This is a genomic window from Ruegeria sp. HKCCD3925, from assembly GCF_057221175.1.
Genome location: NZ_JBWVBI010000004.1, coordinates 310,707 through 332,719, shown reverse-complemented (window position 1 = coordinate 332,719; position 22,013 = coordinate 310,707). Strand labels below are relative to the sequence as shown.

The window sequence follows — 22,013 nt, the reverse complement described above, 5'->3', positions numbered from 1 at the left end:
GTGCAATCCCCTGCAACAGTTTGCAGCGAAGGCTTAAAGCGGTCTGGATAGGCCGTTCATCCGCGTCTATAAGCGCCCTGTAGCAAAAGGAATTCGCCCATGCGCAGCGCTAAGATCAGTCGTCAGACCGCCGAGACCGAGATCTCGGTCGAGGTCAATCTGGACGGCACCGGCCAGTATGACAACCAGACCGGTGTCGGGTTCTTTGATCACATGCTGGACCAGTTGGCGCGCCATTCGCTGATCGACATGACGATCCGGGCCAAGGGTGATTATCACATCGACGACCACCACACGGTCGAGGATACCGGAATCGCGCTGGGTCAGGCGCTGACGCAGGCGCTAGGGGACAAGAAGGGTATTCGCCGCTATGGCGAGTGCCATCTGCCCATGGATGACGCACAAGTACGCTGTGCGCTGGACCTGTCGGCTCGTCCGTTCCTGATCTGGAATGTGGACCTGCCGACGCAAAAGATCGGCACGTTCGACACCGAGCTGGTGCGCGAGTTCTTTCAGGCGCTCAGCACCCATGGCGGGATCACCCTGCATATCGATCAGTTGCATGGTTTCAACAGCCACCACATTGCCGAGGCCGCCTTCAAGGCCGTTGCCCGTGCTTTGCGCGACGCGGTCGAAACCGACCCACGCAAGGCGGATGCGATTCCCTCGACTAAGGGCGCGCTGTAGATGCTGACAGCCATCATTGACTACGAGAGCGGTAACCTGCACTCGGCGGAGAAGGCGTTTCAACGGATGGCGCGCGAACTGGATGCGGGCGAGGTCGTCGTGACATCGGACGCAGACGTCGTCGCGCGGGCCGACCGGCTGGTTCTGCCCGGTGATGGCGCTTTCCCGGCATGCGCCGCCGAGTTGCGCGGCCACAAAGGCATCTATGACGCGATGGTTGAAGCCGTTGAGCAGAAAGGCCGCCCGTTTCTGGGCATCTGCGTCGGAATGCAGCTGATGGCGACCAAGGGCCATGAATATGCTGAGACCGACGGTCTGGGCTGGGTCGCAGGTGATGTTGTGAAGATCGAGCCCTCGGACAGCGCGCTCAAGGTGCCACATATGGGCTGGAACGATCTGATTCTGGAAAGCGACCATCCGGTCTTTGACGGGATAAAATCAGGCGATCACGCCTATTTTGTGCACTCCTACCACTTCCGGGTGATGGATCCGGCGCAACGGCTGGCCTATGTGGACTACGGGCAAGAGGTCACGGCCGTGATTGGCCGCGACACTATGGTTGGGATGCAGTTTCACCCTGAGAAAAGCCAAGACGTTGGCCTGCGGATGATCGGCAATTTCCTGACCTGGAAGCCCTGAGATTTACTGAACCCGTGTCCAGACCTGACCCCGGCAGACCAGACCCCCAACGGCACATCCCTTAACGGTCAGTTTGTTCTGGCTGTCCAGTGTCATTTTCGAACTATAGGTTTTGTCGCGATCAGGGGCCCAGATTTTGCCGTCGTCATAGCTGCCGTCACCCTCGGGGATCATGTCCCAGATGATTTGCTTGCCAAGGTTTTCGTACTCCAGCTGTTGGTTGCCTTGGGCATCAAATGCGCTGTCGATAGTTCCGCAGATGGCGCTGCCACATTCCGAAATCGACACATGCAAATAGCCGCCCGTATCGCCCGGAGCGGTCTTCCACAGCCCGTCTACCGGATCGGCAGCAAAGGCGGTGGTGGCCATCGCAGCGAAGACCGCTGCAAGAGAATATGTCTTCATGGTTATCTCCCTGTCTTTCCGGTCAGTCTGACCTGCCGTTCGGCACCGGGCAAGAATGACTTAGCGTCGCGTTGCGCCCCTGCCCTGCCTGTGCGATATCCCGCGCGTGTAACAGTGATATAGGGCCGCCCGACATGATCCTCTACCCCGCCATCGATCTGAAAGACGGCAACGCCGTGCGCCTGCTGCGTGGTGAAATGGATAAGGCGACGGTCTTTAACGAAGACCCTGCTGCGCAGGCCCGCGCCTTTGTCGAGGCTGGTTGCGAGTGGCTGCATCTGGTTGATCTGAACGGTGCTTTTGCCGGGGAGCCTGTTAATGCGGCACCCGTTGAGGCAATTCTGAAAGCCTGTAACGTGCCCGCGCAGCTAGGCGGCGGCATCCGCGATATGGCCACGATCGAAACCTGGATCGAGAAAGGTCTGGCGCGGGTGATTCTGGGCACCGTTGCAGTCGAAAATCCTGATCTGGTGCGCGAAGCTGCCAAAGCCTTCCCGGGCAAGGTAGCCGTCGGTATAGATGCGCGAAACGGCATGGTTGCCACCAAGGGCTGGGCCGAAGAGACCGACGTACAGGTCACCGATCTGGCGCACAGTTTCGAGGACGCTGGCGTGGCAGCGATCATCTATACAGACATCAACCGCGACGGTGCGATGCAGGGTCCGAATATCGAAGCCACGGCGGCGCTCGCGCAGGCGGTTTCGATTCCGGTAATTGCCTCGGGCGGTGTCAGCTCGCTGGACGACCTGATCGCTCTGCGTGATTGTGGCGTCGAGTTGAACGGCGCGATCTCTGGCCGCGCGCTCTATGATGGCGCGATTGACCTAAAAGAGGCCATTCGCGCCCTGAACTGAGTTATTGAGCAGCGGCGGCGGTCAGTTTCGCCAAAGCGCCGCGCATCTTTTCGATGATGGGGGATTTCTCTACTTCGTCGAGCTCGTCCATCGTCTCTTTCGGATCTTCATAAGCCAGCCAGACCTGTCCGTTTGCGTCTTCGTAGGCCTGCACCTTCAGCGGCAAGAACAGCCCCGCGCGCGGGTCGATCTGCATGGCGGGAGTGCCCAGAGCCGGGTTGCCGAAAATCAGCACCTGATTGGCCAGGATCGGCGTTCCGACCTTTTCCGCCCCCGCCGCGTGATCCACGCGGGCAAACACGGTGGCGCCCGCATTACCCACGGCGGCTTCCAGCGCGTCCAGCGCCTCGGCCACGGATTTGTTGGTTTCCACTTTGATGATGTCGTCAGCCATGGCGGACAGGGCGCCTCCGAATGTGAGAATTGAAGCCAAAAGAAGTTGTCGCATCTGGGTAATCCTTTTCATAAATTTCACCCCTAATTTCCATGGCTTCGCGACAGATCACAATCACAAGTCTGGCATCGGCGGGGCTTTGCCGGTACAGGTGCCCCGAGCAAAGGAAAGCCCATGCTGAAAACCCGCATCATTCCCTGTTTGGATGTCGCCGATGGCCGTGTGGTCAAAGGTGTGAATTTCGTTGGCCTGCGCGATGCTGGTGACCCCGTGGAATCGGCCAAGGCATACGACGCTGCCGGAGCGGATGAGATCTGCTTTCTGGACATCCATGCGACGCATGAGAACCGCGGCACGATGTTCGATGTGGTCCAACGCACGGCAGAGCAGTGCTTTGTGCCTCTGACTGTAGGTGGTGGCGTGCGCACCAAAGATGACGTGCGGGCCCTGTTGCTGGCGGGGGCTGATAAGGTCAGCTTTAACTCGGCCGCCGTCGCGAATCCGGACGTCATCGCCGAAGCAGCGGACCTGTTCGGCAGCCAGTGCATTGTCTGCGCCATTGACGCCAAGACGGTCAGCCCCGGCAAGTGGGAGATTTTCACCCATGGCGGACGCAAACCAACAGGCATCGACGCCGTTGAATTTGCCAAAACCGTCGTTTCAAAGGGCGCAGGTGAAATCCTGCTGACCTCGATGGATCGCGATGGCACCAAGGCCGGGTTCAACCTGCCCCTGACCCGAGCGATCAGTGACGCGGTGGAAGTGCCGGTGATCGCCAGCGGGGGCGTGGGCAATCTGGATCATCTGGTCGAAGGTGTGACTAAAGGTGGGGCCAGCGCGGTGCTTGCCGCCTCGATCTTCCATTTCGGCGAATACACCATCCACGAGGCCAAAGAGCATATGGCCGCCGCTGGCATACCGATGAGGCTGACATGAGTATTTTGCACGATCTGGCGGCTACGATTGAGGCCCGTAAAGGGGCAGAACCAGACAGCAGCTGGACCGCCAAGCTGTTGGCCAAAGGTCCCGAGAAATGTGCCGAGAAATTCGGCGAAGAAGCCATTGAAGCAATCATCGAAGCCGCCAAAGGGGACAGGGGAAAACTGACCTCCGAGGCGGCTGATGTGCTTTATCACCTGCTAGTGATGCTGGCCGCGCGCGATGTTGCGCTGGATGATGTGCTGGGCGAACTGGCCCGTCGACAGGGCACCAGCGGCATAACGGAAAAGGCATCCCGCCCCAAAGGTTAAGCGGGTTTCGCGCGGATACCCGGCTCGCTATACTCCGGGTTCGGGTGCATTGAGGCAAAGGGCGCGCAGATGATCAGAGCTTTGGTGTTTGCAGCGGTACTTGCCACCCTCGCCGCCTGTGCCACCCCTCCCCCGTCTTCCGGAGATGAGGTCCAGCGGCTGGCGGCTGAAATTCAAAGCCTCGGCCCCGATATCGACCCAGCAGAAGCCACCCGCGCCGCCCGCATCGCCTATGCCTATACTGCGCAACTGGCGCAGGAATACGAGATCACCGACCCTCCGCTTATCCATAACGCCAAGGTCAACAAGGGTCTGCGTCCGCGTGGTCTGTGCTGGCACTGGGCTGAAGATATTGAGCGGCGACTGGATCAGGAGCAGTTCCGCACTCTGGAAATGCACCGCGCCATCGCCAACGCGGATAACCCGTTCCGCATCGACCACAGCACTGCCATTATCAGCCGCAAGGGAGAGAGCATGTACGAAGGCGTTGTCTTGGATCCCTGGCGCTATGGCGGAGTGCTATTCTGGTCGCCCCTGGTTGAGGACACCCGTTACGAGTGGGTTCCACGCGAAGTGGTTCTGGAAAAGCGGCGACAGGAACAAGCATCCAGCCCGTGAGACTGAGCTTCTGCGGGCAGTGATCGAAGCGCCATAGCGACCCGACGAAAGCGTTACCCGTCGCGCCCAGGCTCGTTTGGATTGCTGGAAAACAGCGCGATTTTGTTGCCCTGAGGATCGCGCAGATAGCCGACATAGAAATTCGGACCATACGAGGCGCGAAAGCCCGGCTGGCCTTCGTCAGACCCGCCTGCGGCAAGCGCAGCGGCGTGAAGGTCGCGAACCTGCTGTTGGGTGCGCGCCTCAAACGCCACCATGGACCCGTTGCCAGCCGAAGCCGCGCCTCCATCAAAGGGTGATTTTACATAGAACTCGGGCTGAACCGGGGATTGCCCCGGCGGCACTGGCAGCGCATAGCTCAAGTCTCCGTGATACCGCTCCAACGCATAACCAAGGGCGGGCAGGAACGCCGAATAAAACCGCTCGGCACGCGTGATATCGTCAACACCAACAGTCACATAAGCAATCATTCCGCATGGTCCTGTCTTATTGGTTTGCTGAATGGGTATAGGTCAATTGGACCTCCCCCTCAACAAATGCACCATTTCTGTTCAATTCAGGCCGGGACGTAGACACAAACGTCAGGGCCGTCACAGCTTGGACGAAATCACTCCAGTCGCAAACCCACCCATACGCAGTTCGCCAAACAAGCGCTGATATTCGATCTTGGGGCAGCGGTTCATGACTACGTCGATATCGCGGGCCTGCGCTTTAGCAGCGGCCTCGGCATGTTCAACTCCGATCTGCATCCAGATGGTGCGCAAGTCGGGAAACGCATCCAGCGCCTCGTCGACAATGGGTGGCACGGCCTCGGAGCGGCGAAAGATGTCAACCATATCGACGGGCTCGGGAATATCGGACAGCGAAGCCTGCACCGTCTGGCCAAACAGCATCTTGCCTGCATGGCCCGGATTGACCGGAATCACCCGATATCCCTTGAGCGACAGATACCGCGCCACGTAATAGCTGGGCCGCACCGGGTTCATTGAAACCCCAACCACCGCAACCACTTTGGTGCGCCTAAGGATTTGGGTCAGAACATCGTCGGAGTAGTCATTCATGAGCACACCATAAGCAAGCGCATGCAAAGAAAAAAGCGCCCAGGAAACTCCTGAGCGCCAGTTGTTGGAACGAGGGACAGTGAAATGACCCGCGGCAGTTCCATTCCGCGGTCACTGTGACATTTAAGCATGAGTTTTCTAAAAAAAAGAGGTCGCGCGCATTTTTGTGATGACACTTCACAAAAGGCGGAATGTCGCCGAATGAAACCGTGCGCATTTCCTTCGGCGATCATGGTCAGAACGGCTCGTTACATAAGCCGCGCGCCGATCTAAAGCCAAGAGCAATAGGCTTTATTGGTAAAGAACCGCAGGCCAATGCCCCTCGGCCTCGCGGATGTAATTGGTGACATCGCGTTCCCAGATACGTTCGATCGCTTCCGAGTGGGTCAGATATAACCGCCCATCCACAATCTGCCATGCCATGGGATCGGTACTGCTTAGCAGACCTTTCGCCATCGCATAGGCGCAGTAACCACCAAACTGCGGGGCATAGGCGCGCGGATTGCGTTCAAATCGATCGCGATTTTCCTCTGACGCAAACCGCCAAATCGCACCCTTCCACATCAGCGCTATGTCGGGCTGACCCAACTCTGGTGCTCCAGCCTTGAAATAAGAAACCGCATCATAGCCTGAGACCGCCATCCCATCGTCCACGTAGAACATGGGCATTTCCTGCGCACCGACGACAGAGGCAAACGGGGTACAAGAGAGACTGATCAAGAAGGAACGTCGAGACAACATAGGTGATTCACTGGATTGCGGTTAGAGGGCTTCAAGATGCATATTTCAAACCGTATCTGAAACCCCCATGACGCCGATGTGAACTGGCGTGCGGTTGTTAATCGAAAACGTCTTCGATCACGTCCCAGGCTTCGTCCAACACCTTTGAGAACAGACCCCGCTTTTTCTTCTTTTTGTATTTTTTGTGCTTCTGTGCCGGCTGGTAACTTTTGATCGGCCGATCTGCCAGTTTGGCTTTTGGCACCATCTTGAGATTATGCAGGGGTGCGCCGCAGCTTGCGCAACTCAGCTCGTGCTGTTGCTTTCCCCGAAGAACCAATGCGGCACGGGTACCGCAATAGCAGCAGGTGGCAATTTTATGTGGAGTGGATATGGGGGCCTCCTGTCATCTGGGTTTGGATGCATATAGTGCGATAGCCGCGGCATTTGAGACGTTCAGAGAACCAAATCCCCCCGCCGCGTCAATTTTTACCAATTGATCGACGGTTTCTTTGGTTTTCTGCCGCAACCCGGGCCCCTCGGCCCCCAGCACCAGCGCCACCGGGCGATCACGCTTGTCGCCCAGCGTGGCTTCTATCGTCTGTTCGGCCTCACCATCCAGACCCAGGACTAAATACCCCATGTTCTGCAGCTCGATGATCGTATCGGCCAAATTGCGCACGCGTAGATAGGGTTGTCGTTCCAACGCGCCGCTGGCAGTTTTTGCCAAAGCGCCGGTCTCGGGCGCTGAATGGTGGCGGGTGCCAATGACGGCGCTGGCGCCCAGCACTTCTGCCGAGCGTAGAATCGCCCCGACGTTATGTGGGTCTGTCACCCGGTCCAGCAGCAGCACACGTGGGTTTTCCTGCCCGATACAATTCTCGGCAAGCCCACCCCATTCCAGCGGCTTGACCTCAAGTGCCGCGCCCTGATGAACCGATCCCGGATCAATCGGTGCGGTGAATTTTCGCGGATCAACGATCTCGGGTACAATCTCCGCAAATTCAATAGCTTCCAGCAGTTTGTCGCGGGCATTGCGCGTCACAATCAGGCGCAGCTTCTGCCGTTTCGAGTTCATCAGCGCGTCGCGTACGGCGTGTAAACCGAACAGCCAGACGGTTTCTGCCGCAGCCGCTTTGCGCGCCTGTTCCTTCTCAACGACCCACTTTGGTTTCTTCATGATACGGGCCTCCGGGCCGGGAATTCGGTTTCCTGCGTCAAAGCGGTATTTTCCTGTTGACGCCCTTTAGACGCGCTAGTAATCACGCCTCCACGTCAGGTGCAACGCCTGACAGTGGGCGACAGGCCGCAAGGTGTGGCAGGGGACTGTAACTCCCTCGCGGAGACGCACGCCTGGTTCGATTCCAGGGTCGCCCACCACTTACTCACCGAAAAAATTGAGCCATTCGTTCAGGCCGATATCTGGGTGATAGCAACGTTCGATGTCAACTTCCATGGTCCCCGCGCTATTGCGACACAGGTCCAAATGACAGCGTCATCTCTTCGTTGTTGTCAAAGCGGTATGGCGCAACCAAGGTTTTCACCTGTGCTGGGTCGACGTCCTTCGGGACATTTCGAGCCGATTCCCAAACCCGAAGAGCAGCATTTGGCGCGCGCGGGTCCCGATCGCTGTAAACAGGCTGATCGGGCGCAAAATAGGCCATGTTTCCGGAAATCCAATTGTCAGCAACAATTGCATTTTTGGGCGCTGTTTGCGCAATTATCTCAGAGGTCAAAGTAGCGAAAGGGGCCGCGCGTTTGGCATCCCCTGCCAGATTGTGATGCAGCATCGCCAGTCCAATAAACACCGCCAGAACGGCGCTGACCTGGGCAAATCGCTTTACGCCTTTACGACCTGCATTCGGTAACAACCACAAACACAGTACGGGGCCGGCATAAATCAATATCGGTTGCAGCCAGCGATCCTTCACGTTGGTGCTTCCGCTCACAAGCACTACAGCCGCCATAAGTAACAACGCCCAGACCAGAGTACGCGTCATCAATCGCCTCAGATCATCGCCTTTGGCGGCCACCCCTTGTCTGAGGTAGACCAACCAGAGAACACCCAGGACGATTAGCAAGAGCGATACAAACCCAGCCGACGCCAAGGCCAACTCAACCAGGCCTTGCAGCGCGATCAATGTGGTTGGGCCATCGCTGCTCATGTCCAACTTGCGCGCGCTTGCAAATGCGTGTTCGGGATTGTTCAGAACCCATAGCATCGGTGGTGTGACAAGCAATGCGGCGACACCCAACGAAAGCAGCAGTCGAGGCGACCAGAGAGGCTTGCGCGTCTCAGATGCACTGAAAGCCGCCAGCAACATGGCCAGCAGCGCGATCGCATAGTTGTATTTTGACAAACTTCCCATTGCCACGACTACGCCCAGCAAGACGAATCCCCAAGTCGTCGGTTTGCGAATTAGCCCCCAAATCACCGCGAAGGTCAGAACCGAGCAGAGATTGGCCAGAACGGTATGCGTCAGCGCGCGTTGCGCCTCCCAACTAAACTGATAGAGCATCAGAAGTGACAGGACCGACAGCCCTGCCCACAGTGGCGCATGACGGGTTCGTATGGTCAGGTACAGCGCGACAACCGTCGCCAGCAGCATCCCGTTCTTCAGCAGTGACAGCCCTAATATGCCGGGACCGGTTATCTGAAAGATGCCCCATTGCAGCCAGGCATAAAGTGGCAGTTGCGGGCCGTAGCCCCATTCCAAGCGGCGCGCATCAAGAAGTATCTCAGCCTCATCCAGACCAAGCGCGCCGCCGGTTGCAACTCGCAATACGACATGAAGCAGAAAGTAAGCCGTTACTATGCTTAACCAGAAGCGATCTGTCGACATCAACCCATCGAGACGGGATTGCTTCGCTGCCGGGTCATCGACCCCGCAAGCGGCTTCCAGAGATCGCTCATCTGAGACGCACTGATCTTCGATCATGGATAAGCCCATTTCGTCGGCACTCGCCCAGGATACCTGGCCGCCGGATTGCAACTTTGACCGAAGCTAGACCCGATGTGTGGGCTCAAGTCCACCATTTTTGCGGCAGTTGGGCGCGTGAAACGAAGTGCTTCGCTTAGTCGGTCGAAGCGCGGGCTTTAGTTGCCAGATGCCGCGGCGTGTTGCACGTCGGTTTGGGATATTTTGTCAAACCACTCAGTCAGGCTGCTGACATCGGGGCCAAGCGCCTCGGCTATGCCGCCGGCGAATTCCTGAAACTTTTCAATGTTCAATTTATTGACGCCCACCAAGACGGGAATTTCACGTTCAAGAGCGTCGGCGATAATCGGGCGAAAGCCCCGACCGTCCGCCTCGTGCTTTCCGAACTTGTTGATGATCAGCAATTGAGGGCTATCCTCAAGCGACCGCGTCACGAGGCCGACGGCCCGTTCCAATTCAGCCGGATCCAGACGGCAACCCCGAGCGTTCTTGCCAAGGGATTGTGAGATGCGAATGGTTTCCCCGGTCGGCAAGACTTTCAGATCCATATCGCATTTATATCCGTCGGCACATTCGGTGTTGGTCTGCACAACCCCGGCAATCGGTGTTCCGGCCTGCACAAGACCATCCGCAAATTCGCTAAGCAGGCGATCGGTTGCGCCGCGATCGGTTGTCGTAACATAGGCCAGATGCATTTTTTGGACCTCAAAGTTCAATTGGTGACGTTTCAGATAGCACGCGTCGGCTTGTCCGACCACCTTCATCCATCAAGGCAGTGGAGAAAGCCCGATCACCGATGCGTGCAGGTGGAGGAGAACCGCGTAAGAAGCCAAAGCAGTCAACCAGACCCAAAGGCTGGGCCAAGGGCGGGGCGCGCTGAGTGACAGGCGCGCCGTATTGCGGGAAAGGCGTACCCATTCCGTCCCCAAATTGCGCGCGGTGCGGTGATCAATGAGCGCCATGCCCATCACCGCAAAGCCAGCAAACAAGCCGAACAAGATGACATGAGACAGGCTTCCATTGGCCAACAGATGTGCCAAAGCCCATAGCATCAACGCCACAAGTATCGGATGACGCGTCGTGCGCAGGATTCCAGGGTTTTCGGGATCGAACGGACGGTGCCCCAGCCCTCCGAATGAGAACGGGTTCCGGATCGACAGGCCCGCAATGGCCAACCAGCAGACTATAGGCATGACCAGCAAAGGCACCCAGCGAAAGATTGGAAGCGGCGGGATCACTTCGACATAGGGTGCATTTGCGGCGGCGATGATCAACCAGGCCAAAACGGCCAAAGAAATCATCGAATAGCTGGCGAAATATGCGCGCTTTCCCATCGTACCGATCAGCCAGCCGCGCACTGCTGGGCGTGCTGGAATCATGTGGCTAAGAAGGAATGTGGCAAGTGCAGCGAGGAAGAGGCCCCAACCAGTCATTGTAATCTCCGAACGTGTTGCGCCCGGTTTAGGCCGTGACAGCGCGCTGGTCTTTGTCCGAAATCAAGTGAGGGCAAAGGGGCGGTTACCCGCCCCTGCCCTGTCTTACAGGCCCAGCGCCTTGCGGCGTTCCTCGGCAAAACCCTGCACCATACGATCAGCGATCAGTGCTAAAATCGCCATGGCGGCACCGGCCGAGATGCCAAGCCCCACATCCGCCTGCCCCAGCGCCAGATAAATCGACTGGCCCAGACCGGTTGTCCCGATCAGTGCTGCTATCACCAGCATGGCGAAGGCATAGAGGATGGTCTGGTTCAGCCCCAGTAGGATGGTCGGTGCGGCATAGGGCGCGCGGACGTCGCGCATGATCTGCCACTCGGTCGCGCCGCTGGAGATTGCGGCTTCCATCATTTCCTCGGGTGTGTTGACCAGCCCGTGTCGCGTGTAGCGGATCATCGGGACGATGGCGTAGGCGCAGATCGCTAGGAAGGCCGAGAACTCACCGATCTGAAACACCATCAGAACTGGGATCAGGAACACAAACAGTGGGATCGTCTGCAGCATATCACAGATCGGGCGAACCACTTTCCAGACCGGCCCCCAAACTGCACTGGCAAGACCGATCATCCCTCCGACCACTGCGCAGGAAAACACTGCGGCACCGCTGAGGTAGAGCGACAGGAGTGCCCGCTCCCACAGGCCTGAAACGAGGATGGTACACAGCAGCCCAACCGACAGCGCCGCAAGACGCCAGCCACCCGCGACCCAACCCAGCGCAGCCGCGCCCGTCAGGACAAACGGCCAAGGCAGGTTTGATATGCCGGTTTCCAGCATTCCGATCAGGATAAGAACGATCAGTCCACCGGTCAGATGCCCGCGCCATGCCATCAGCAGAGCGATAGCCGCACCGGCGGCGAACAGACCCCAGCTCATGCTCGGGGTCCACTGGAATCCCCAGGTGAACGGTAGTACAGCCTGGTCCAGACCGATCCGCAAGGGCAACAACACATAGAACAGAGAGTTGTTCTTGAGTGCGTCCAGCCAAGGCCCGTTAGCCTGCGTAAATGAGGTCAGGCCGGTGTCAATCGCCTCTGCCATCGGGTCCAGAACTGTAAGGTCAGACGGGTTCGGCAACCGGGACCAGAAGGCAGCGGTAAACAGCACTGCAAAGCCCAGCATCGCCCAGACAACGCGGCTGTCATATCGCTTGCGCTCGGTCGCCAAAGTGCCGCTCATCCTGTCGATGATCACTGCGAAGACAACGATGACCAGACCGGCCATGAGGGATTCACCGAACTGCGCCTTGCGCATGGTCAAAAGGACTTCCCAGCCGATGTCGTTGAAGCCGCCGATGACCGCAGCGATGATCACCATCGACAGGGCGGCCATCAGGCATTGGTTCACACCAACCATGATCTGAGTCGTGGCAGCAGGAATTTCGACCTGAAATAGCTGCTGCCAGCGCGTCCCGCCGGACATGATCGCAGCTTCTTTGATTTCGGGCTCTACCCGTTCCAGCCCCAGCATAACGTTGCGAGCCATAGGTGGCGCGGCGTAGATGGCCGAGGCGATCAGGCCAACCACCGGACCAAAGCCAAACAGAAGCAGCAGCGGCGTCAGATAGGCAAAGGTCGGCACCGTTTGCATGATGTCCAGTACTGCCTGAACAAAGGCCTTCACACGTGGCACTTCATTGGCAAGAATACCGATAGCCCCGCCCATAATCAGCGCCACGGGGACAGACACGGCGACAAGGGCCAGCGTATTCATGCTCTCGGCCCAATAGCCTGAAGCCAGAACGAAGCTGAGGCCAAAGAACCCCAGCGCCGCCATCGGCAGACCGCCCAGATACCAACCCAGCGCAGTGACGACCCCAATCAAGATCGGCCAGGGCGTGCTGCCAAGCACGTAGTTTGCAGCATTCATCGGATAAGTCATCAGGTCCGAAAACAACCGCATCGCCGGTTTAATGCCATTCAGAAACCAGTCGAGAAACGCACCAACCCATTGCGTTGCAGGCAGTTCCCATTCTTTGGGCCATGTGACCAGCCATGGGGCGACGCCTTCCAGCGCAAGGCAAACCGCGCCAACGACAAGGGTAATCAGCGCGGCCTGCGCCCCAGACGTCAGGCGGGCCTGCCGCGCGGGGATATCCGTCACAGCGGTCATGCTTCATCCACCTGCAAAGCTGCGGCGAGATCGGACGGATGAACCGTACCGACAATATTGCCGTCTGCATCGCGGACAGGAACGGGTTCATACAGCTCCATGCAATGCGCGAGCGCCGCGTCGAGCGTCATGGATGTGGTCAAGCCCGGATCATCCGGCCCACGATCAGCATCATCACGCATGACCGAAGCAACCTTGGCATGCTGGCCTTTGGCCACGTCCTTAGAAAATTCGCGCACGTAGTCGTCTACCGGACGCAGCACGATATCCGTCGGCGTGCCGATCTGAACGATCTTGCCATCGCGCATGATGGCGATGCGGTCTGCCAGTTTCAGCGCCTCTTGAATGTCGTGAGTGATAAAGACAATGGATTTTTTCAACGTCGCCTGGATGCGTAGGAATTCATCCTGCAGCTGGCGGCGGATCAAAGGATCAAGGGCCGAGAACGGCTCGTCCAGAAACCAGATATCGGGATTCACCGCAAGGCTGCGCGCGATCCCCACGCGTTGGCGTTGACCACCCGAAAGCTGCCGGGGAAAGCTATCTTCGCGGCCTTCCAAGCCGACCAGCGAGATTACTTCCTGCGCACGCGCCAAACGTTCCTTTTTGCCGACGCCTTGCACACGTAGCGGATAAGCCACGTTTTCAGCCACGGTCATATGAGGGAACAGGCCAAAATGCTGGAAAACCATGCCCAGCTTCTTGCGCCTTAGTTCAGTCAGGGTTTTCTTCGATGCACCGATGACATTCTCGCCATCCACACGGATCTCGCCGCCCGTACCGGGCAGAAGTTGCGAAATGCAACGAATCAGCGTCGATTTGCCCGAGCCGGACAGGCCCATGATGACAAAAAGCTCGCCTTCTTTGACCTCGAAATTGGCATCCTGAACAGCGGGGATAAACCCCTGTTCGCGCAAATCGGCGGCGGCTTTGTCAGCGTCACTCCCTGACCGAGACAGCGCGTCGGTCAGAGCTTTGTCGGCACCTTGGCCAAACACCTGCCAGAGATTCTGGCAGGCGATGGCTGGCGTATTCGCTTCAGTCACTTAAGCGGACTCACTGCGTTGCCGCGTCAACGACGGGGCGCCATTTGTCTTCATTCTCGGCCATCCATGCCGCGACGACTTCTTCGACCGCGCCACCATCTACGTCGATCGCCCCCATCATTGGCTGCTGGTCTTCGACCGAAAGCTGATAGTTAGTCAGGATTTCATAGGCAGCGGGCCACTTGTCTGCCATGCCGCTCCAACCGGCCTTGAAGATACGTGACGGCGAGAAATCGCAATCATTCACTGCGTTGGGGTTCGGACCCCAAGACGGATCGTTAAAGCACGCCTCTTCGCCTGCAGGCAGTTCGACAAACTGTACGTCATATGCCGACATCGCCCAATGTGGCTGCCAGAAGGTGATCAGCAACGGCGACTTGCGCTCGGTCGAGGCGCGCAATTCGGCGATCAAAGCGCCCTCGGAACCCGCGGGGACCGCTTTGAACGGCAATTCAAGACCGGTCATACGATCCGCGCCGGGCGTTCCCCAATCCGCTGGGTAATCGACCAGACGGCCACCGGGCAGAGTTTCAGCCGTAGCAAAAACTTGCGCACACTCTTTCAGCGCTTCCCACGCAGGCAGGCCCGGGCACAGCTCCGCCACATGTGCCGGGTAGGCAATGCCTTCCTTGGCATCAAGCCCCAGATCGCCGATTTCAACAACGGTGCCTTCGTCGATCTTCTTGGCATATTCGTCGGACACGTTGGACGACCAGATTTCCAATGTCGCGTCAATGTCCCCATCGGCCAACGCCTGGAACTGATTCATCATCCCGGCGGTCACGTATTCTACGTTATAACCGGCGGCCTTCAGCATCTCACCTGCCACATGGGTGGTCACATGTTGACCGGTCCATTCGTTGATCGCCAGCTTGATCGGTTCATCGACCGCGCCCATATCTGCGGCATGGGCCGCCCCGGCCACTGCGATAGCCAAAAAGCTTACGCTTAGCTTTTTCATAACAACAACTCCCTGTTTTTACGTTTGCCCCATGGCGATATCCAGCCCGCCCAGGATCATTTGTGGTCACAGCACATTTCGCAACATGCACAAGTTTAGCCGAAAAAGGAAAGGGAACAGTTGTTCCGGGTCCGACGCGCTTCATCAAGCGTGAAAACACGACCCATCCCTGCTGCTCCACTCGGCAATATACACACTTAACACCGTCAGTTCGGAACCGTCAAAGATATTGATTGACTAGTCAATATAAAACACGCGCTTCATCTCAAGATCTGATTTGCCTTGTCAAATCTTCTTAATAAGGCAGCATCTAGATAAGGGAGGGTCTGGGAGATGCGTCACTTTGAAAAGATCTACCAGATATCGGCTGATCGCCACGGCGGCCCCGCCGAACTGGAAAGCAAGCTAAGCAAGCCTAAACCAATCGCCGAATTGGTGTCGATGTCAGATGATCGCTGGTTATCGATTATTACGAAAACCGTGTTCCAGGCAGGGTTTAACTGGAAAGTGATCGAATCGAAGTGGGACGGATTCGAAACGGCATTTGACGGCTTCGACATTGGACGCTGCGCATTCATGGATGACGAGAAATTCGACGCACTGCTGCAGGACACCCGCATTGTCCGCAACGGAACTAAGATTGCCACAGTGCGCGACAATGCCGCGTTTCTGCTAGAACTCCGCGCGGAAGGTGGCGTCGGGCAAATTCTGGGCGGGTGGCCATCACAGGATTATGTCGGCTTGCTACAGATGCTCGCCAAACGCGGATCGCGGCTGGGCGGTGCTTCGGCGCAATATGCCATGCGATTTGCCGGGCGGGACAGCTTTATTCTGTCCCAAGATGTAACAGCCCGCCTGATCGCCGAGGGCGTCATCGACAAACCTGCAACCTCCAAAAAAGCAATGGCCGCTGTGCAGGCCGCCTTCAATACATGGATGGAGCAATCCGGGCGGTCGCTGACGGAAATCAGCCGGGTTCTGGCGATGAGTCTCTGAAAACGACTTGCAGCGCCAAGCTGCCGCATTAGGCTTAATACCATGATCCGCCCCCTGTTGATTTCATTGCTGTTTCTTTTTGCGTCCTGCGGTCGACCCCTGACCGATCACGAGCGGGCATTTGCCAGTAAACTCCACGGAGAAACTTTGAACCTGGATCGGGTGCGATTGGTCGAGGGCGCCCCCGTTGCAGCGGTTACATTTACCCGCAAAGCCCGCCCTCGGGTTGCATGCCGCGAACGGATATTGCCGCCTGTCAAAGAGGAAACCGTAACCGGCAAACCCGCAGGCGTGGCCCTGTTCAACCACGTCTACTTCACCAAGGACTGGTATCTGGACGATTACATGAGCCAGTACCCTGATCAGGTGAACCTGATCGCGGCTATGCTGCTGGCGCATGAATTGACCCATGTCTGGCAATGGCAGAATCGCAAGACCACCGGTTATCACCCGCTCCGCGCCGCGGCAGAGCATAGCGGGAAGGATGACCCTTACCTGTTCGATCTTGATACATCGCCCGATTTTCTGGCCTACGGCTTCGAGCAACAGGGCGCTATCGTCGAGGAATATGTCTGTTGCCGCGCGCTGGACCCCGACGCACCTCGAACCAAGCGCCTGCACGATATGCTAAGCGCCCATTTCGATGTCTCGAAGCTTCCCGGGAACAGGCGTGAAAGCGATGTCCTGCTTCCGTGGTCAGGCGCGAAGGTGCAGGGCATCTGCCGCTAAGCGTCTTAATCCTCTTGCAGGGTTTTTAGATAAGCCACCAAATCCACGATTGGCTTGCTGGTCAGAATTGGCTGCCCTTCCGGTGTTTTGATCGCGGTATCGTTGCCCTCGAAGTACGGGCCATAGACCGGCATCGGGCTGCCGTGGCTGACCAAGGGTTCACGCCCGTCAATCCGCGCCACGACGCGCGCCGTCGGAAACACACCGTCCGAACCGGCCAGCGCCCTCAGGTTCGTCGGCTGGATCACCAGCACCCCGGCCATCGGACCATGCCCGGTTGCGTCCAGCCCGTGGCAGGTGGCGCAATAGTGCTGATACAGCTCAGCCCCGGTCTCGACATCCTGAGCCAAAGCGACCTGTGGCATCGCAGCAAGTACTGTCAGCGCGCCTGCGCCAAGTATTGATCGGATCATCACTTTTCTCCCTCCTGCCTTGCAATTCGAGACTTGCCGGGAGGTCGCGCTGGCGCAATGATCCAGATCAACGAAATAGGCGCAGGGACAAAAGGCAATGACACAATACGCAGCCATCATGCTGGCCGCCGGGATCGGCGTTCCCATCCTCGCCGCGCTGAACGCCGCATTAGGCAGGTTGATCGGCTCACCCAACGCGGCCGCCGTCATTCTGTTTGCGATCGCCTTTGTCGCTTCAGCACTGGCGCTTTTGGTACTCGGTGGATCCGATGCCTTTGCCAAACTCACCCAAGCCCCCAAACATCTGCTGCTGGGTGGCGTATTAATCGCCTTCTATGTGCTATCAATCACCCATGTGGCCCCACATTTTGGCGTGGGCAATGCGGTGTTTTTCGTCTTACTCGGCCAGTTGATCAGCACAGCCGCAATTGACCATTTTGGCTTGTTCGGCGCGCAGGTTACGCCGCTGACATTAATGCGGGCCGGAGGCATTACGGTGATGGCAATCGGGGTCGCAATCACTCAGCTGGCCTGAGCACGCCGCCCTCCAGCCGCAACATCCGGTCCATCCGCGCCGCCAGATCAAGGTTATGCGTCGCGATCAGCGCCGAAAGCCCTTCATCCCGGACCAGCGCCATAAGGGCCGCAAACACCTGATCCGAGGTTTCGGGGTCCAGATTGCCGGTCGGTTCATCCGCCAGCAGCACACGTGGCTGATTTGCGAGCGCCCGGCAGAAGGCCACGCGCTGTTGCTCTCCGCCCGACAAGGCTGCTGGCCGGTGATCTGCGCGCGGAGCGACGCCAACGCGATCAAGCAACTGCATCGCACGGGCTTGCGCTGCTTTCTCGGAAGCACCGTTTGCCAGTTGCGGCAACACGATGTTCTCCAGCGCCGTAAACTCAGGCAACAGATGGTGGAACTGATAGACGAAGCCAACATCGCGCCGACGGATCGCTGTGCGCGTGCGATCCCCTTTGCCCGTCGCGCCCTGCCCTGCGACTTCGACTTCGCCGGTATCCGGGATATCCAGCAGGCCCGCGATATGCAGCAGGGTCGACTTGCCCGCCCCGGATGGCGCAACCAATGCCACAGCCTCACCCGCGCGCAGCTCCAGATCGGCACCGCGCAGAACCTGCACCTCTCCTGGGGTGCCTTGCAGATAGGTCTTGGTCAGACCGCTGAGCCTTAAAGTCACATCACTCATAGCGCAGCGCCTCAACCGGGTTCAGCCGCGCTGCGCGACGAGCCGGGAAATAGGTGACAAGGAAAGACAGGCCAAGTGACAGCCCTATCGCTTTCATGACGTCAGACAGGTGCAATTCGGCGGGCAATGCGTAGATGCCGCGAATGGACGGGTCCCAGACGCCGCCACCCATGACGTAGTTCACGAAGGAAAAAATCGGATCGATATAGATAGCGAAGAGGCAGCCCAGTACGACGCCCATCGCTGTTCCGATGATTCCCGTAAAGGCCCCGCAAATGAAGAACACCCGCAGCACTGATCCTTCGCTAAGCCCGATGGTGCGTAAGATACCGATGTCGCGCCCTTTGTTCTTCACCAGCATGATCAACCCCGAGACGATGTTCATTGCTGCAATCAGCACGAGGATCGACAGGATGATGAACATCACATTGTCTTCGACCTCCAGCGCCCGCAGGAATCCTCCAGAGGCATCCTGCCAAGTCCATATCTGGCTGCGCTCACCTGCGGCCTCAAGGATCGGAATCAGGATCGGGGTCAGCTCTTCGGGGCGCTCAACCATCACTTCGATCTCGTCCGCCACGCCTTCACGGTTGAAGAAGCTTTGCGCCTCGGCAAACGGCATGTAGACGCGCGTGCGGTCGATGTCATAGCGCCCGGCAGAAAAGACATAGACCACCTCATAAGCGTTCACGCGGGGAGATGTGCCAAATGCGGTTTTGACACCGTTGGGCGAGGTCAGTTTGACCCGATCCCCCACCGTCGCCCCGATGGCCCGCGCCACGCCCGAGCCGATGGCGATGCCGTCCGGGAACCGGGACAGGTCACCATAGGCCTCTTCGCTTTCTGCAATACCTGGCAACTCGGCCAGATCGTCGGGACGAATGCCAAAGACCTGCACGCCTGAACTGCGGTCCGCGTTGGTGATCAGCACCTGACCTTTGACAAGCGGTGCTGCCCGTTCGACCCCCGGCACCTGCGCGATCCGCTCGGCCATTCCATCGAAATCCGTGATGGTACGGTCTAGCCGCCCCTGCGCATCGGTTTCTCCGGCGGAATACACCGTGACATGTGCGTTGGCCCCAAGAATAGTGCCCACGAATTCTGACCGGAATCCGGACCGAACAGCCAGCGTCGCGATCAAAGCGAACACAGCGAGCGTAATCCCGATCAGCGAGATCCAGGTCATCACGCTAACGCCCCCTTCGGCCCTACGGGCACGGAGGTATCGCCAGGCGATTTTCCATTCGAAAGGGGCAAAGGGCGGGGGAGATTTGGCCATTCCTGCCTCGGGTTCAGATTTTTCGCGACCCTTTCGACATTTCGCCGGATGGTCAAGCCAGTTATCGTGCGGACACCGGTTCGGCGTTACTGCGCCCGATAAAGGGGCGAAAAGAACAGTTTGAAACGAATCATTTGCCCCAAGCCCCAACTCATCAGCGGCAGCACGAGAAATCACTGGCCGCAAATTATACCAATGGTTGTGAACCCCTTCACAGACAAGGGCTTATTGTTTCAGTTATGAAGTCAATGTGAGATATCAGCACCCGACTGAGTCACAATCGCAACATTCAGGTGCGAAATATTGTTTCACAAATTGATTAGTGTGAGAAACTTTGTCACCCTATTTGTGTGGGGGACACATTTTAAGAGTTTAAGGGCGGAGGCACGCTCATGGGTATTCAAGAACATATGGAAGGTACGGGCCCGATTACTGCCCGTTCAGCAGCAACAGAACTGGATTGCGAAAGCGCCGCATTGTTGCGGGCAGCGATCAGGCCGGTTTTCACAAGCGCAGCAAGCTGGGCCGGTTTGGCCGACATACTGCGGGACAAAGGCTATCGCCTTGCTTTCCGGCAGGGGCGGCTGTGCATCACGGATCGCGCCACTGACGAACGCGTCTGTGGATTGCGGTTTCTGGGCTTCGAACTGGCGGAACTTGTACGCCGCTTTGGTCGCCCGATCGTGGTCGCACGCGGCAGCGAAGCGGACGGCGATTTCCTGACCGCACGTCCGACCTCAGCTTCCTGAGCTAAACCGCCGAAGGTTGCACCGCCTTGTTCAGGCGATGCCCTCATAGATTTCTGCGATCTTGGTGACGGCCGCATCGGGGCTGAGCTCCTCACTTTCGCCGGTACGGCGGCTGGTGAGTTCGACCACACCGTTCTTCAGACCACGCGGGCCCACTGTGATGCGCCACGGCAGACCGATCAGGTCCATGGTGGCAAACTTGCCCCCTGCCCGTTCATTCCGATCATCATAAAGCGGCTCAAGCCCCAGCGCAGTCAACGCGCTGTAGAGTTTATCGCACGCCGCGTCCGCCTCTTCATCACCTTGCTTCAAGTTCACAATGCCGCAATGGAATGGAGTCACGCCTTCGGGCCAGATGATGCCCTTATCGTCATGGCTGGCTTCGATGATCGCACCGATCAGGCGGCTAACGCCGATGCCGTGGCTGCCCATATGCACCGGAACCGGTTTGCCATCGGGGCCTTGCACAGTCGCTCCAAGAGCTTCGGAATACTGGGTGCCAAAATAAAAGATCTGCCCCACTTCGATACCACGCGCCACGCGGCGGCGGTTTTCGGGGATTTGGTCAAACAGGGCTTCGTCGTGGGTTTCGTCCGTTCGGGCGTATTTAGAAGTGAACTCTTCGAGGATCGCCTGACACTGTTCGCGGTTATCATAGTCGATCTCACGATCGCCGAAGGTCAGATCGGTGACCGCGCTGTCATAAAAGACCTCGGATTCGCCAGTATCGGCCAGTACGAGGAACTCATGCGTGTAGTCACCGCCGATAGGTCCAGAATCAGCGCGCATCGGGATGGCTTGCAGACCCATCCGCTCATAAGTACGCAGATAGCTGACCAAGTGGCGGTTATAGGCGTGCAGCGCGTCTTCTTTGGTCAGATCGAAATTGTATCCGTCCTTCATGTAGAACTCGCGCCCCCGCATCACGCCGAAACGTGGGCGGATTTCATCGCGGAACTTCCACTGAATCTGATAGAGCGTCAGCGGAAGGTCTTTGTAGCTGCTCACGTGGCCGCGGAAGATGTCGGTCACCAGTTCCTCGGCGGTTGGCGTGTACAGCATATCGCGACCGTGGCGGTCCTGCATGCGCAGCATTTCCTGGCCATAATCGTCATAACGACCGGATTCGCGCCACAGGTCGGCTGATTGCAGAATCGGCATCTGGATCGCGATGTGCCCAGCCCGCGCCTGTTCTTCATGCACAATGTTCTCCAGCTTGCGCAGAACCTTGAAGCCCAATGGCAACCAAGAATAAATCCCGGCGGCGGCCTGTTTGATCATCCCGGCACGCAGCATCAGCCGGTGGCTGACGATCTGAGCCTCCGAGGGGTTTTCCTTGAGAACGGGCAGAAAGTAACGGCTGAGGCGCATAACGTAACCTTACGGGTGAGAATTTCGCTGCAAGGTGATTATTCCAAAGCCTAGCCGGGGGCAATCGCACATCGGTGTTTTGCGACCCATGCGCA

General features: G+C 58.0%; 27 protein-coding genes and 1 tRNA gene. 11 read left to right on the top strand and 17 right to left on the bottom strand.

The features are described 5' to 3' along the window. Positions 1–99: 99 nt before the first annotated feature. Both hisB and hisH read left to right on the top strand, forming a co-directional pair. A complete protein-coding gene (gene hisB / locus AC2TEM_RS11795; RefSeq protein ID WP_170374919.1) occupies positions 100–687 on the top strand; it encodes an imidazoleglycerol-phosphate dehydratase HisB in 588 nt (195 codons plus the stop codon). Continuing rightward, positions 688–1,326 (top strand): imidazole glycerol phosphate synthase subunit HisH, encoded by a 639-nt coding sequence (gene hisH, locus AC2TEM_RS11790; protein WP_170401427.1) that lies wholly within the window; start codon positions 688–690, stop codon positions 1,324–1,326. Positions 1,327–1,329: 3 nt separating this feature from the next. Here the strand turns inward: hisH and AC2TEM_RS11785 are convergent, their stop codons facing one another. Then, the gene (locus AC2TEM_RS11785) at positions 1,330–1,731 is read right to left on the bottom strand and encodes a DUF2147 domain-containing protein (protein WP_170392077.1); all 402 of its coding nucleotides are present in this window, start codon (positions 1,729–1,731) and stop codon (positions 1,330–1,332) included. A gap of 134 nt (positions 1,732–1,865) precedes the next feature. Between AC2TEM_RS11785 and hisA the strand changes: the two genes are divergently transcribed. Beyond that, a complete protein-coding gene (gene hisA / locus AC2TEM_RS11780) occupies positions 1,866–2,585 on the top strand; it encodes a 1-(5-phosphoribosyl)-5-[(5-phosphoribosylamino)methylideneamino]imidazole-4-carboxamide isomerase (RefSeq protein WP_170420802.1) in 720 nt (239 codons plus the stop codon). Between the two features lies 1 nt (position 2,586). On the opposite strand, the gene AC2TEM_RS11775 is transcribed toward hisA, so the two are convergent. Further along, entirely contained in the window at positions 2,587–3,033 is a 447-nt protein-coding gene (locus tag AC2TEM_RS11775) for a DUF302 domain-containing protein (protein WP_480763097.1), read from the bottom strand. A 120-nt stretch (positions 3,034–3,153) separates the two neighbouring features. Between AC2TEM_RS11775 and hisF the strand changes: the two genes are divergently transcribed. The 3 genes from hisF to AC2TEM_RS11760 all read left to right on the top strand — a co-directional run bounded on the left by hisF (position 3,154) and on the right by AC2TEM_RS11760 (position 4,847). Continuing rightward, entirely contained in the window at positions 3,154–3,915 is a 762-nt protein-coding gene (gene hisF, locus AC2TEM_RS11770) for an imidazole glycerol phosphate synthase subunit HisF (RefSeq protein WP_480856196.1), read from the top strand. Continuing rightward, a complete protein-coding gene (locus AC2TEM_RS11765) occupies positions 3,912–4,229 on the top strand; it encodes a phosphoribosyl-ATP diphosphatase (protein WP_170420798.1) in 318 nt (105 codons plus the stop codon). The genes hisF and AC2TEM_RS11765 overlap by 4 nt, the downstream gene beginning before the upstream one ends. Before the next feature lie 69 nt (positions 4,230–4,298). Beyond that, a complete protein-coding gene (locus tag AC2TEM_RS11760; RefSeq protein WP_170420796.1) occupies positions 4,299–4,847 on the top strand; it encodes a hypothetical protein in 549 nt (182 codons plus the stop codon). Positions 4,848–4,900: 53 nt separating this feature from the next. Here AC2TEM_RS11760 and AC2TEM_RS11755 read toward each other — a convergent pair whose 3' ends face one another. The 5 genes from AC2TEM_RS11755 to rlmB form a co-directional block, all read right to left on the bottom strand. Then, entirely contained in the window at positions 4,901–5,317 is a 417-nt protein-coding gene (locus AC2TEM_RS11755; protein ID WP_170392087.1) for a VOC family protein, read from the bottom strand. A gap of 120 nt (positions 5,318–5,437) precedes the next feature. Next, positions 5,438–5,908 carry a CoA-binding protein gene (locus AC2TEM_RS11750; protein ID WP_170392089.1) on the bottom strand — a complete coding sequence of 157 codons (471 nt, stop codon included), beginning with the start codon at positions 5,906–5,908 and terminating at the stop codon, positions 5,438–5,440. Positions 5,909–6,199: 291 nt separating this feature from the next. Continuing rightward, positions 6,200–6,571: a YHS domain-containing (seleno)protein gene (locus AC2TEM_RS11745; protein ID WP_255611718.1), complete on the bottom strand. Its 372-nt coding sequence runs from the start codon at positions 6,569–6,571 to the stop codon at positions 6,200–6,202. A 175-nt stretch (positions 6,572–6,746) separates the two neighbouring features. Continuing rightward, on the bottom strand, positions 6,747–7,022 hold the full coding sequence (locus AC2TEM_RS11740; protein ID WP_255612144.1) for a hypothetical protein: 276 nt from the start codon (positions 7,020–7,022) through the stop codon (positions 6,747–6,749). 12 nt (positions 7,023–7,034) lie between these two features. Then, positions 7,035–7,808: a 23S rRNA (guanosine(2251)-2'-O)-methyltransferase RlmB gene (gene rlmB, locus AC2TEM_RS11735; RefSeq protein ID WP_170420794.1), complete on the bottom strand. Its 774-nt coding sequence runs from the start codon at positions 7,806–7,808 to the stop codon at positions 7,035–7,037. A 116-nt stretch (positions 7,809–7,924) separates the two neighbouring features. On the opposite strand from rlmB, the gene AC2TEM_RS11730 reads away from it, so the two are divergent. Continuing rightward, positions 7,925–8,008 (top strand) — tRNA-Tyr (locus AC2TEM_RS11730). 86 nt (positions 8,009–8,094) lie between these two features. Here the strand turns inward: AC2TEM_RS11730 and AC2TEM_RS11725 are convergent. The 6 genes from AC2TEM_RS11725 to AC2TEM_RS11700 all read right to left on the bottom strand — a co-directional run bounded on the left by AC2TEM_RS11725 (position 8,095) and on the right by AC2TEM_RS11700 (position 15,176). Further along, positions 8,095–9,567 carry a glycosyltransferase family 39 protein gene (locus tag AC2TEM_RS11725; RefSeq protein WP_170420792.1) on the bottom strand — a complete coding sequence of 491 codons (1,473 nt, stop codon included), beginning with the start codon at positions 9,565–9,567 and terminating at the stop codon, positions 8,095–8,097. Positions 9,568–9,725: 158 nt separating this feature from the next. Continuing rightward, positions 9,726–10,262: a DUF2478 domain-containing protein gene (locus AC2TEM_RS11720; RefSeq protein WP_170422398.1), complete on the bottom strand. Its 537-nt coding sequence runs from the start codon at positions 10,260–10,262 to the stop codon at positions 9,726–9,728. A gap of 72 nt (positions 10,263–10,334) precedes the next feature. Then, complete coding sequence (locus AC2TEM_RS11715) at positions 10,335–11,000, bottom strand: NnrU family protein (RefSeq protein WP_170420790.1); 666 nt, start codon at positions 10,998–11,000, stop codon at positions 10,335–10,337. A 105-nt stretch (positions 11,001–11,105) separates the two neighbouring features. Then, on the bottom strand, positions 11,106–13,169 hold the full coding sequence (locus tag AC2TEM_RS11710) for an ABC transporter permease subunit (RefSeq protein ID WP_170420788.1): 2,064 nt from the start codon (positions 13,167–13,169) through the stop codon (positions 11,106–11,108). Beyond that, on the bottom strand, positions 13,166–14,215 hold the full coding sequence (locus tag AC2TEM_RS11705) for a betaine/proline/choline family ABC transporter ATP-binding protein (RefSeq protein WP_170420786.1): 1,050 nt from the start codon (positions 14,213–14,215) through the stop codon (positions 13,166–13,168). Before AC2TEM_RS11705 ends, AC2TEM_RS11710 begins: the two co-directional genes overlap by 4 nt. Positions 14,216–14,225: 10 nt before the next feature. Next, positions 14,226–15,176, bottom strand: a complete 951-nt coding sequence (locus AC2TEM_RS11700) for an ABC transporter substrate-binding protein (protein WP_170392106.1) — start codon at positions 15,174–15,176, stop codon at positions 14,226–14,228. 333 nt (positions 15,177–15,509) lie between these two features. Between AC2TEM_RS11700 and AC2TEM_RS11695 the strand changes: the two genes are divergently transcribed. Together AC2TEM_RS11695 and AC2TEM_RS11690 are read left to right on the top strand one after the other, a co-directional pair. After that, entirely contained in the window at positions 15,510–16,172 is a 663-nt protein-coding gene (locus AC2TEM_RS11695) for a DNA-3-methyladenine glycosylase I (protein WP_170420784.1), read from the top strand. A gap of 42 nt (positions 16,173–16,214) precedes the next feature. Further along, positions 16,215–16,901 (top strand): hypothetical protein, encoded by a 687-nt coding sequence (locus AC2TEM_RS11690; RefSeq protein WP_170420782.1) that lies wholly within the window; start codon positions 16,215–16,217, stop codon positions 16,899–16,901. Positions 16,902–16,906: 5 nt separating this feature from the next. Here the strand turns inward: AC2TEM_RS11690 and AC2TEM_RS11685 are convergent, their stop codons facing one another. Next, positions 16,907–17,314 carry a c-type cytochrome gene (locus tag AC2TEM_RS11685; RefSeq protein ID WP_170420780.1) on the bottom strand — a complete coding sequence of 136 codons (408 nt, stop codon included), beginning with the start codon at positions 17,312–17,314 and terminating at the stop codon, positions 16,907–16,909. Positions 17,315–17,411: 97 nt separating this feature from the next. Here AC2TEM_RS11685 and AC2TEM_RS11680 point away from each other — a divergent pair, with 97 nt between their 5' ends. Continuing rightward, positions 17,412–17,849, top strand: a complete 438-nt coding sequence (locus AC2TEM_RS11680; protein WP_170420778.1) for a DMT family transporter — start codon at positions 17,412–17,414, stop codon at positions 17,847–17,849. On the opposite strand, the gene AC2TEM_RS11675 is transcribed toward AC2TEM_RS11680, so the two are convergent. Then, positions 17,833–18,519 (bottom strand): ABC transporter ATP-binding protein, encoded by a 687-nt coding sequence (locus AC2TEM_RS11675; RefSeq protein WP_170420776.1) that lies wholly within the window; start codon positions 18,517–18,519, stop codon positions 17,833–17,835. The two genes, AC2TEM_RS11680 and AC2TEM_RS11675, sit on opposite strands and share 17 nt — an antisense overlap. Beyond that, positions 18,512–19,798: a lipoprotein-releasing ABC transporter permease subunit gene (locus AC2TEM_RS11670; RefSeq protein ID WP_170420774.1), complete on the bottom strand. Its 1,287-nt coding sequence runs from the start codon at positions 19,796–19,798 to the stop codon at positions 18,512–18,514. Before AC2TEM_RS11670 ends, AC2TEM_RS11675 begins: the two co-directional genes overlap by 8 nt. Positions 19,799–20,190: 392 nt before the next feature. Here AC2TEM_RS11670 and AC2TEM_RS11665 point away from each other — a divergent pair, with 392 nt between their 5' ends. Further along, a complete protein-coding gene (locus AC2TEM_RS11665) occupies positions 20,191–20,547 on the top strand; it encodes a hypothetical protein (protein ID WP_170401488.1) in 357 nt (118 codons plus the stop codon). A 30-nt stretch (positions 20,548–20,577) separates the two neighbouring features. Here the strand turns inward: AC2TEM_RS11665 and proS are convergent, their stop codons facing one another. Beyond that, positions 20,578–21,918, bottom strand: coding sequence for a proline--tRNA ligase (gene proS / locus AC2TEM_RS11660; protein ID WP_170420772.1), 1,341 nt, complete (start codon positions 21,916–21,918; stop codon positions 20,578–20,580). Between the last annotated feature and the right edge of the window lie 95 nt (positions 21,919–22,013).

What these genes read in the sequence shown, in the direction of transcription:
- hisB (WP_170374919.1), top strand. Translation starts at nt 100, where the DNA reads ATGCGCAGCGCTAAGATCAGTCGTCAGACCGCCGAGACCGAGATCTCG.
- hisH (WP_170401427.1), top strand. Translation starts at nt 688, where the DNA reads ATGCTGACAGCCATCATTGACTACGAGAGCGGTAACCTGCACTCGGCG.
- AC2TEM_RS11785 (WP_170392077.1), bottom strand. Translation starts at nt 1,731, where the DNA reads ATGAAGACATATTCTCTTGCAGCGGTCTTCGCTGCGATGGCCACCACC.
- hisA (WP_170420802.1), top strand. Translation starts at nt 1,866, where the DNA reads ATGATCCTCTACCCCGCCATCGATCTGAAAGACGGCAACGCCGTGCGC.
- AC2TEM_RS11775 (WP_480763097.1), bottom strand. Translation starts at nt 3,033, where the DNA reads ATGCGACAACTTCTTTTGGCTTCAATTCTCACATTCGGAGGCGCCCTG.
- hisF (WP_480856196.1), top strand. Translation starts at nt 3,154, where the DNA reads ATGCTGAAAACCCGCATCATTCCCTGTTTGGATGTCGCCGATGGCCGT.
- AC2TEM_RS11765 (WP_170420798.1), top strand. Translation starts at nt 3,912, where the DNA reads ATGAGTATTTTGCACGATCTGGCGGCTACGATTGAGGCCCGTAAAGGG.
- AC2TEM_RS11760 (WP_170420796.1), top strand. Translation starts at nt 4,299, where the DNA reads ATGATCAGAGCTTTGGTGTTTGCAGCGGTACTTGCCACCCTCGCCGCC.
- AC2TEM_RS11755 (WP_170392087.1), bottom strand. Translation starts at nt 5,317, where the DNA reads ATGATTGCTTATGTGACTGTTGGTGTTGACGATATCACGCGTGCCGAG.
- AC2TEM_RS11750 (WP_170392089.1), bottom strand. Translation starts at nt 5,908, where the DNA reads ATGAATGACTACTCCGACGATGTTCTGACCCAAATCCTTAGGCGCACC.
- AC2TEM_RS11745 (WP_255611718.1), bottom strand. Translation starts at nt 6,571, where the DNA reads ATGTTCTACGTGGACGATGGGATGGCGGTCTCAGGCTATGATGCGGTT.
- rlmB (WP_170420794.1), bottom strand. Translation starts at nt 7,808, where the DNA reads ATGAAGAAACCAAAGTGGGTCGTTGAGAAGGAACAGGCGCGCAAAGCG.
- AC2TEM_RS11725 (WP_170420792.1), bottom strand. Translation starts at nt 9,567, where the DNA reads ATGATCGAAGATCAGTGCGTCTCAGATGAGCGATCTCTGGAAGCCGCT.
- AC2TEM_RS11720 (WP_170422398.1), bottom strand. Translation starts at nt 10,262, where the DNA reads ATGCATCTGGCCTATGTTACGACAACCGATCGCGGCGCAACCGATCGC.
- AC2TEM_RS11715 (WP_170420790.1), bottom strand. Translation starts at nt 11,000, where the DNA reads ATGACTGGTTGGGGCCTCTTCCTCGCTGCACTTGCCACATTCCTTCTT.
- AC2TEM_RS11710 (WP_170420788.1), bottom strand. Translation starts at nt 13,169, where the DNA reads ATGACCGCTGTGACGGATATCCCCGCGCGGCAGGCCCGCCTGACGTCT.
- AC2TEM_RS11700 (WP_170392106.1), bottom strand. Translation starts at nt 15,176, where the DNA reads ATGAAAAAGCTAAGCGTAAGCTTTTTGGCTATCGCAGTGGCCGGGGCG.
- AC2TEM_RS11695 (WP_170420784.1), top strand. Translation starts at nt 15,510, where the DNA reads ATGCGTCACTTTGAAAAGATCTACCAGATATCGGCTGATCGCCACGGC.
- AC2TEM_RS11690 (WP_170420782.1), top strand. Translation starts at nt 16,215, where the DNA reads ATGATCCGCCCCCTGTTGATTTCATTGCTGTTTCTTTTTGCGTCCTGC.
- AC2TEM_RS11685 (WP_170420780.1), bottom strand. Translation starts at nt 17,314, where the DNA reads ATGATCCGATCAATACTTGGCGCAGGCGCGCTGACAGTACTTGCTGCG.
- AC2TEM_RS11680 (WP_170420778.1), top strand. Translation starts at nt 17,412, where the DNA reads ATGACACAATACGCAGCCATCATGCTGGCCGCCGGGATCGGCGTTCCC.
- AC2TEM_RS11675 (WP_170420776.1), bottom strand. Translation starts at nt 18,519, where the DNA reads ATGAGTGATGTGACTTTAAGGCTCAGCGGTCTGACCAAGACCTATCTG.
- AC2TEM_RS11670 (WP_170420774.1), bottom strand. Translation starts at nt 19,798, where the DNA reads ATGGCCAAATCTCCCCCGCCCTTTGCCCCTTTCGAATGGAAAATCGCC.
- AC2TEM_RS11665 (WP_170401488.1), top strand. Translation starts at nt 20,191, where the DNA reads ATGGGTATTCAAGAACATATGGAAGGTACGGGCCCGATTACTGCCCGT.
- proS (WP_170420772.1), bottom strand. Translation starts at nt 21,918, where the DNA reads ATGCGCCTCAGCCGTTACTTTCTGCCCGTTCTCAAGGAAAACCCCTCG.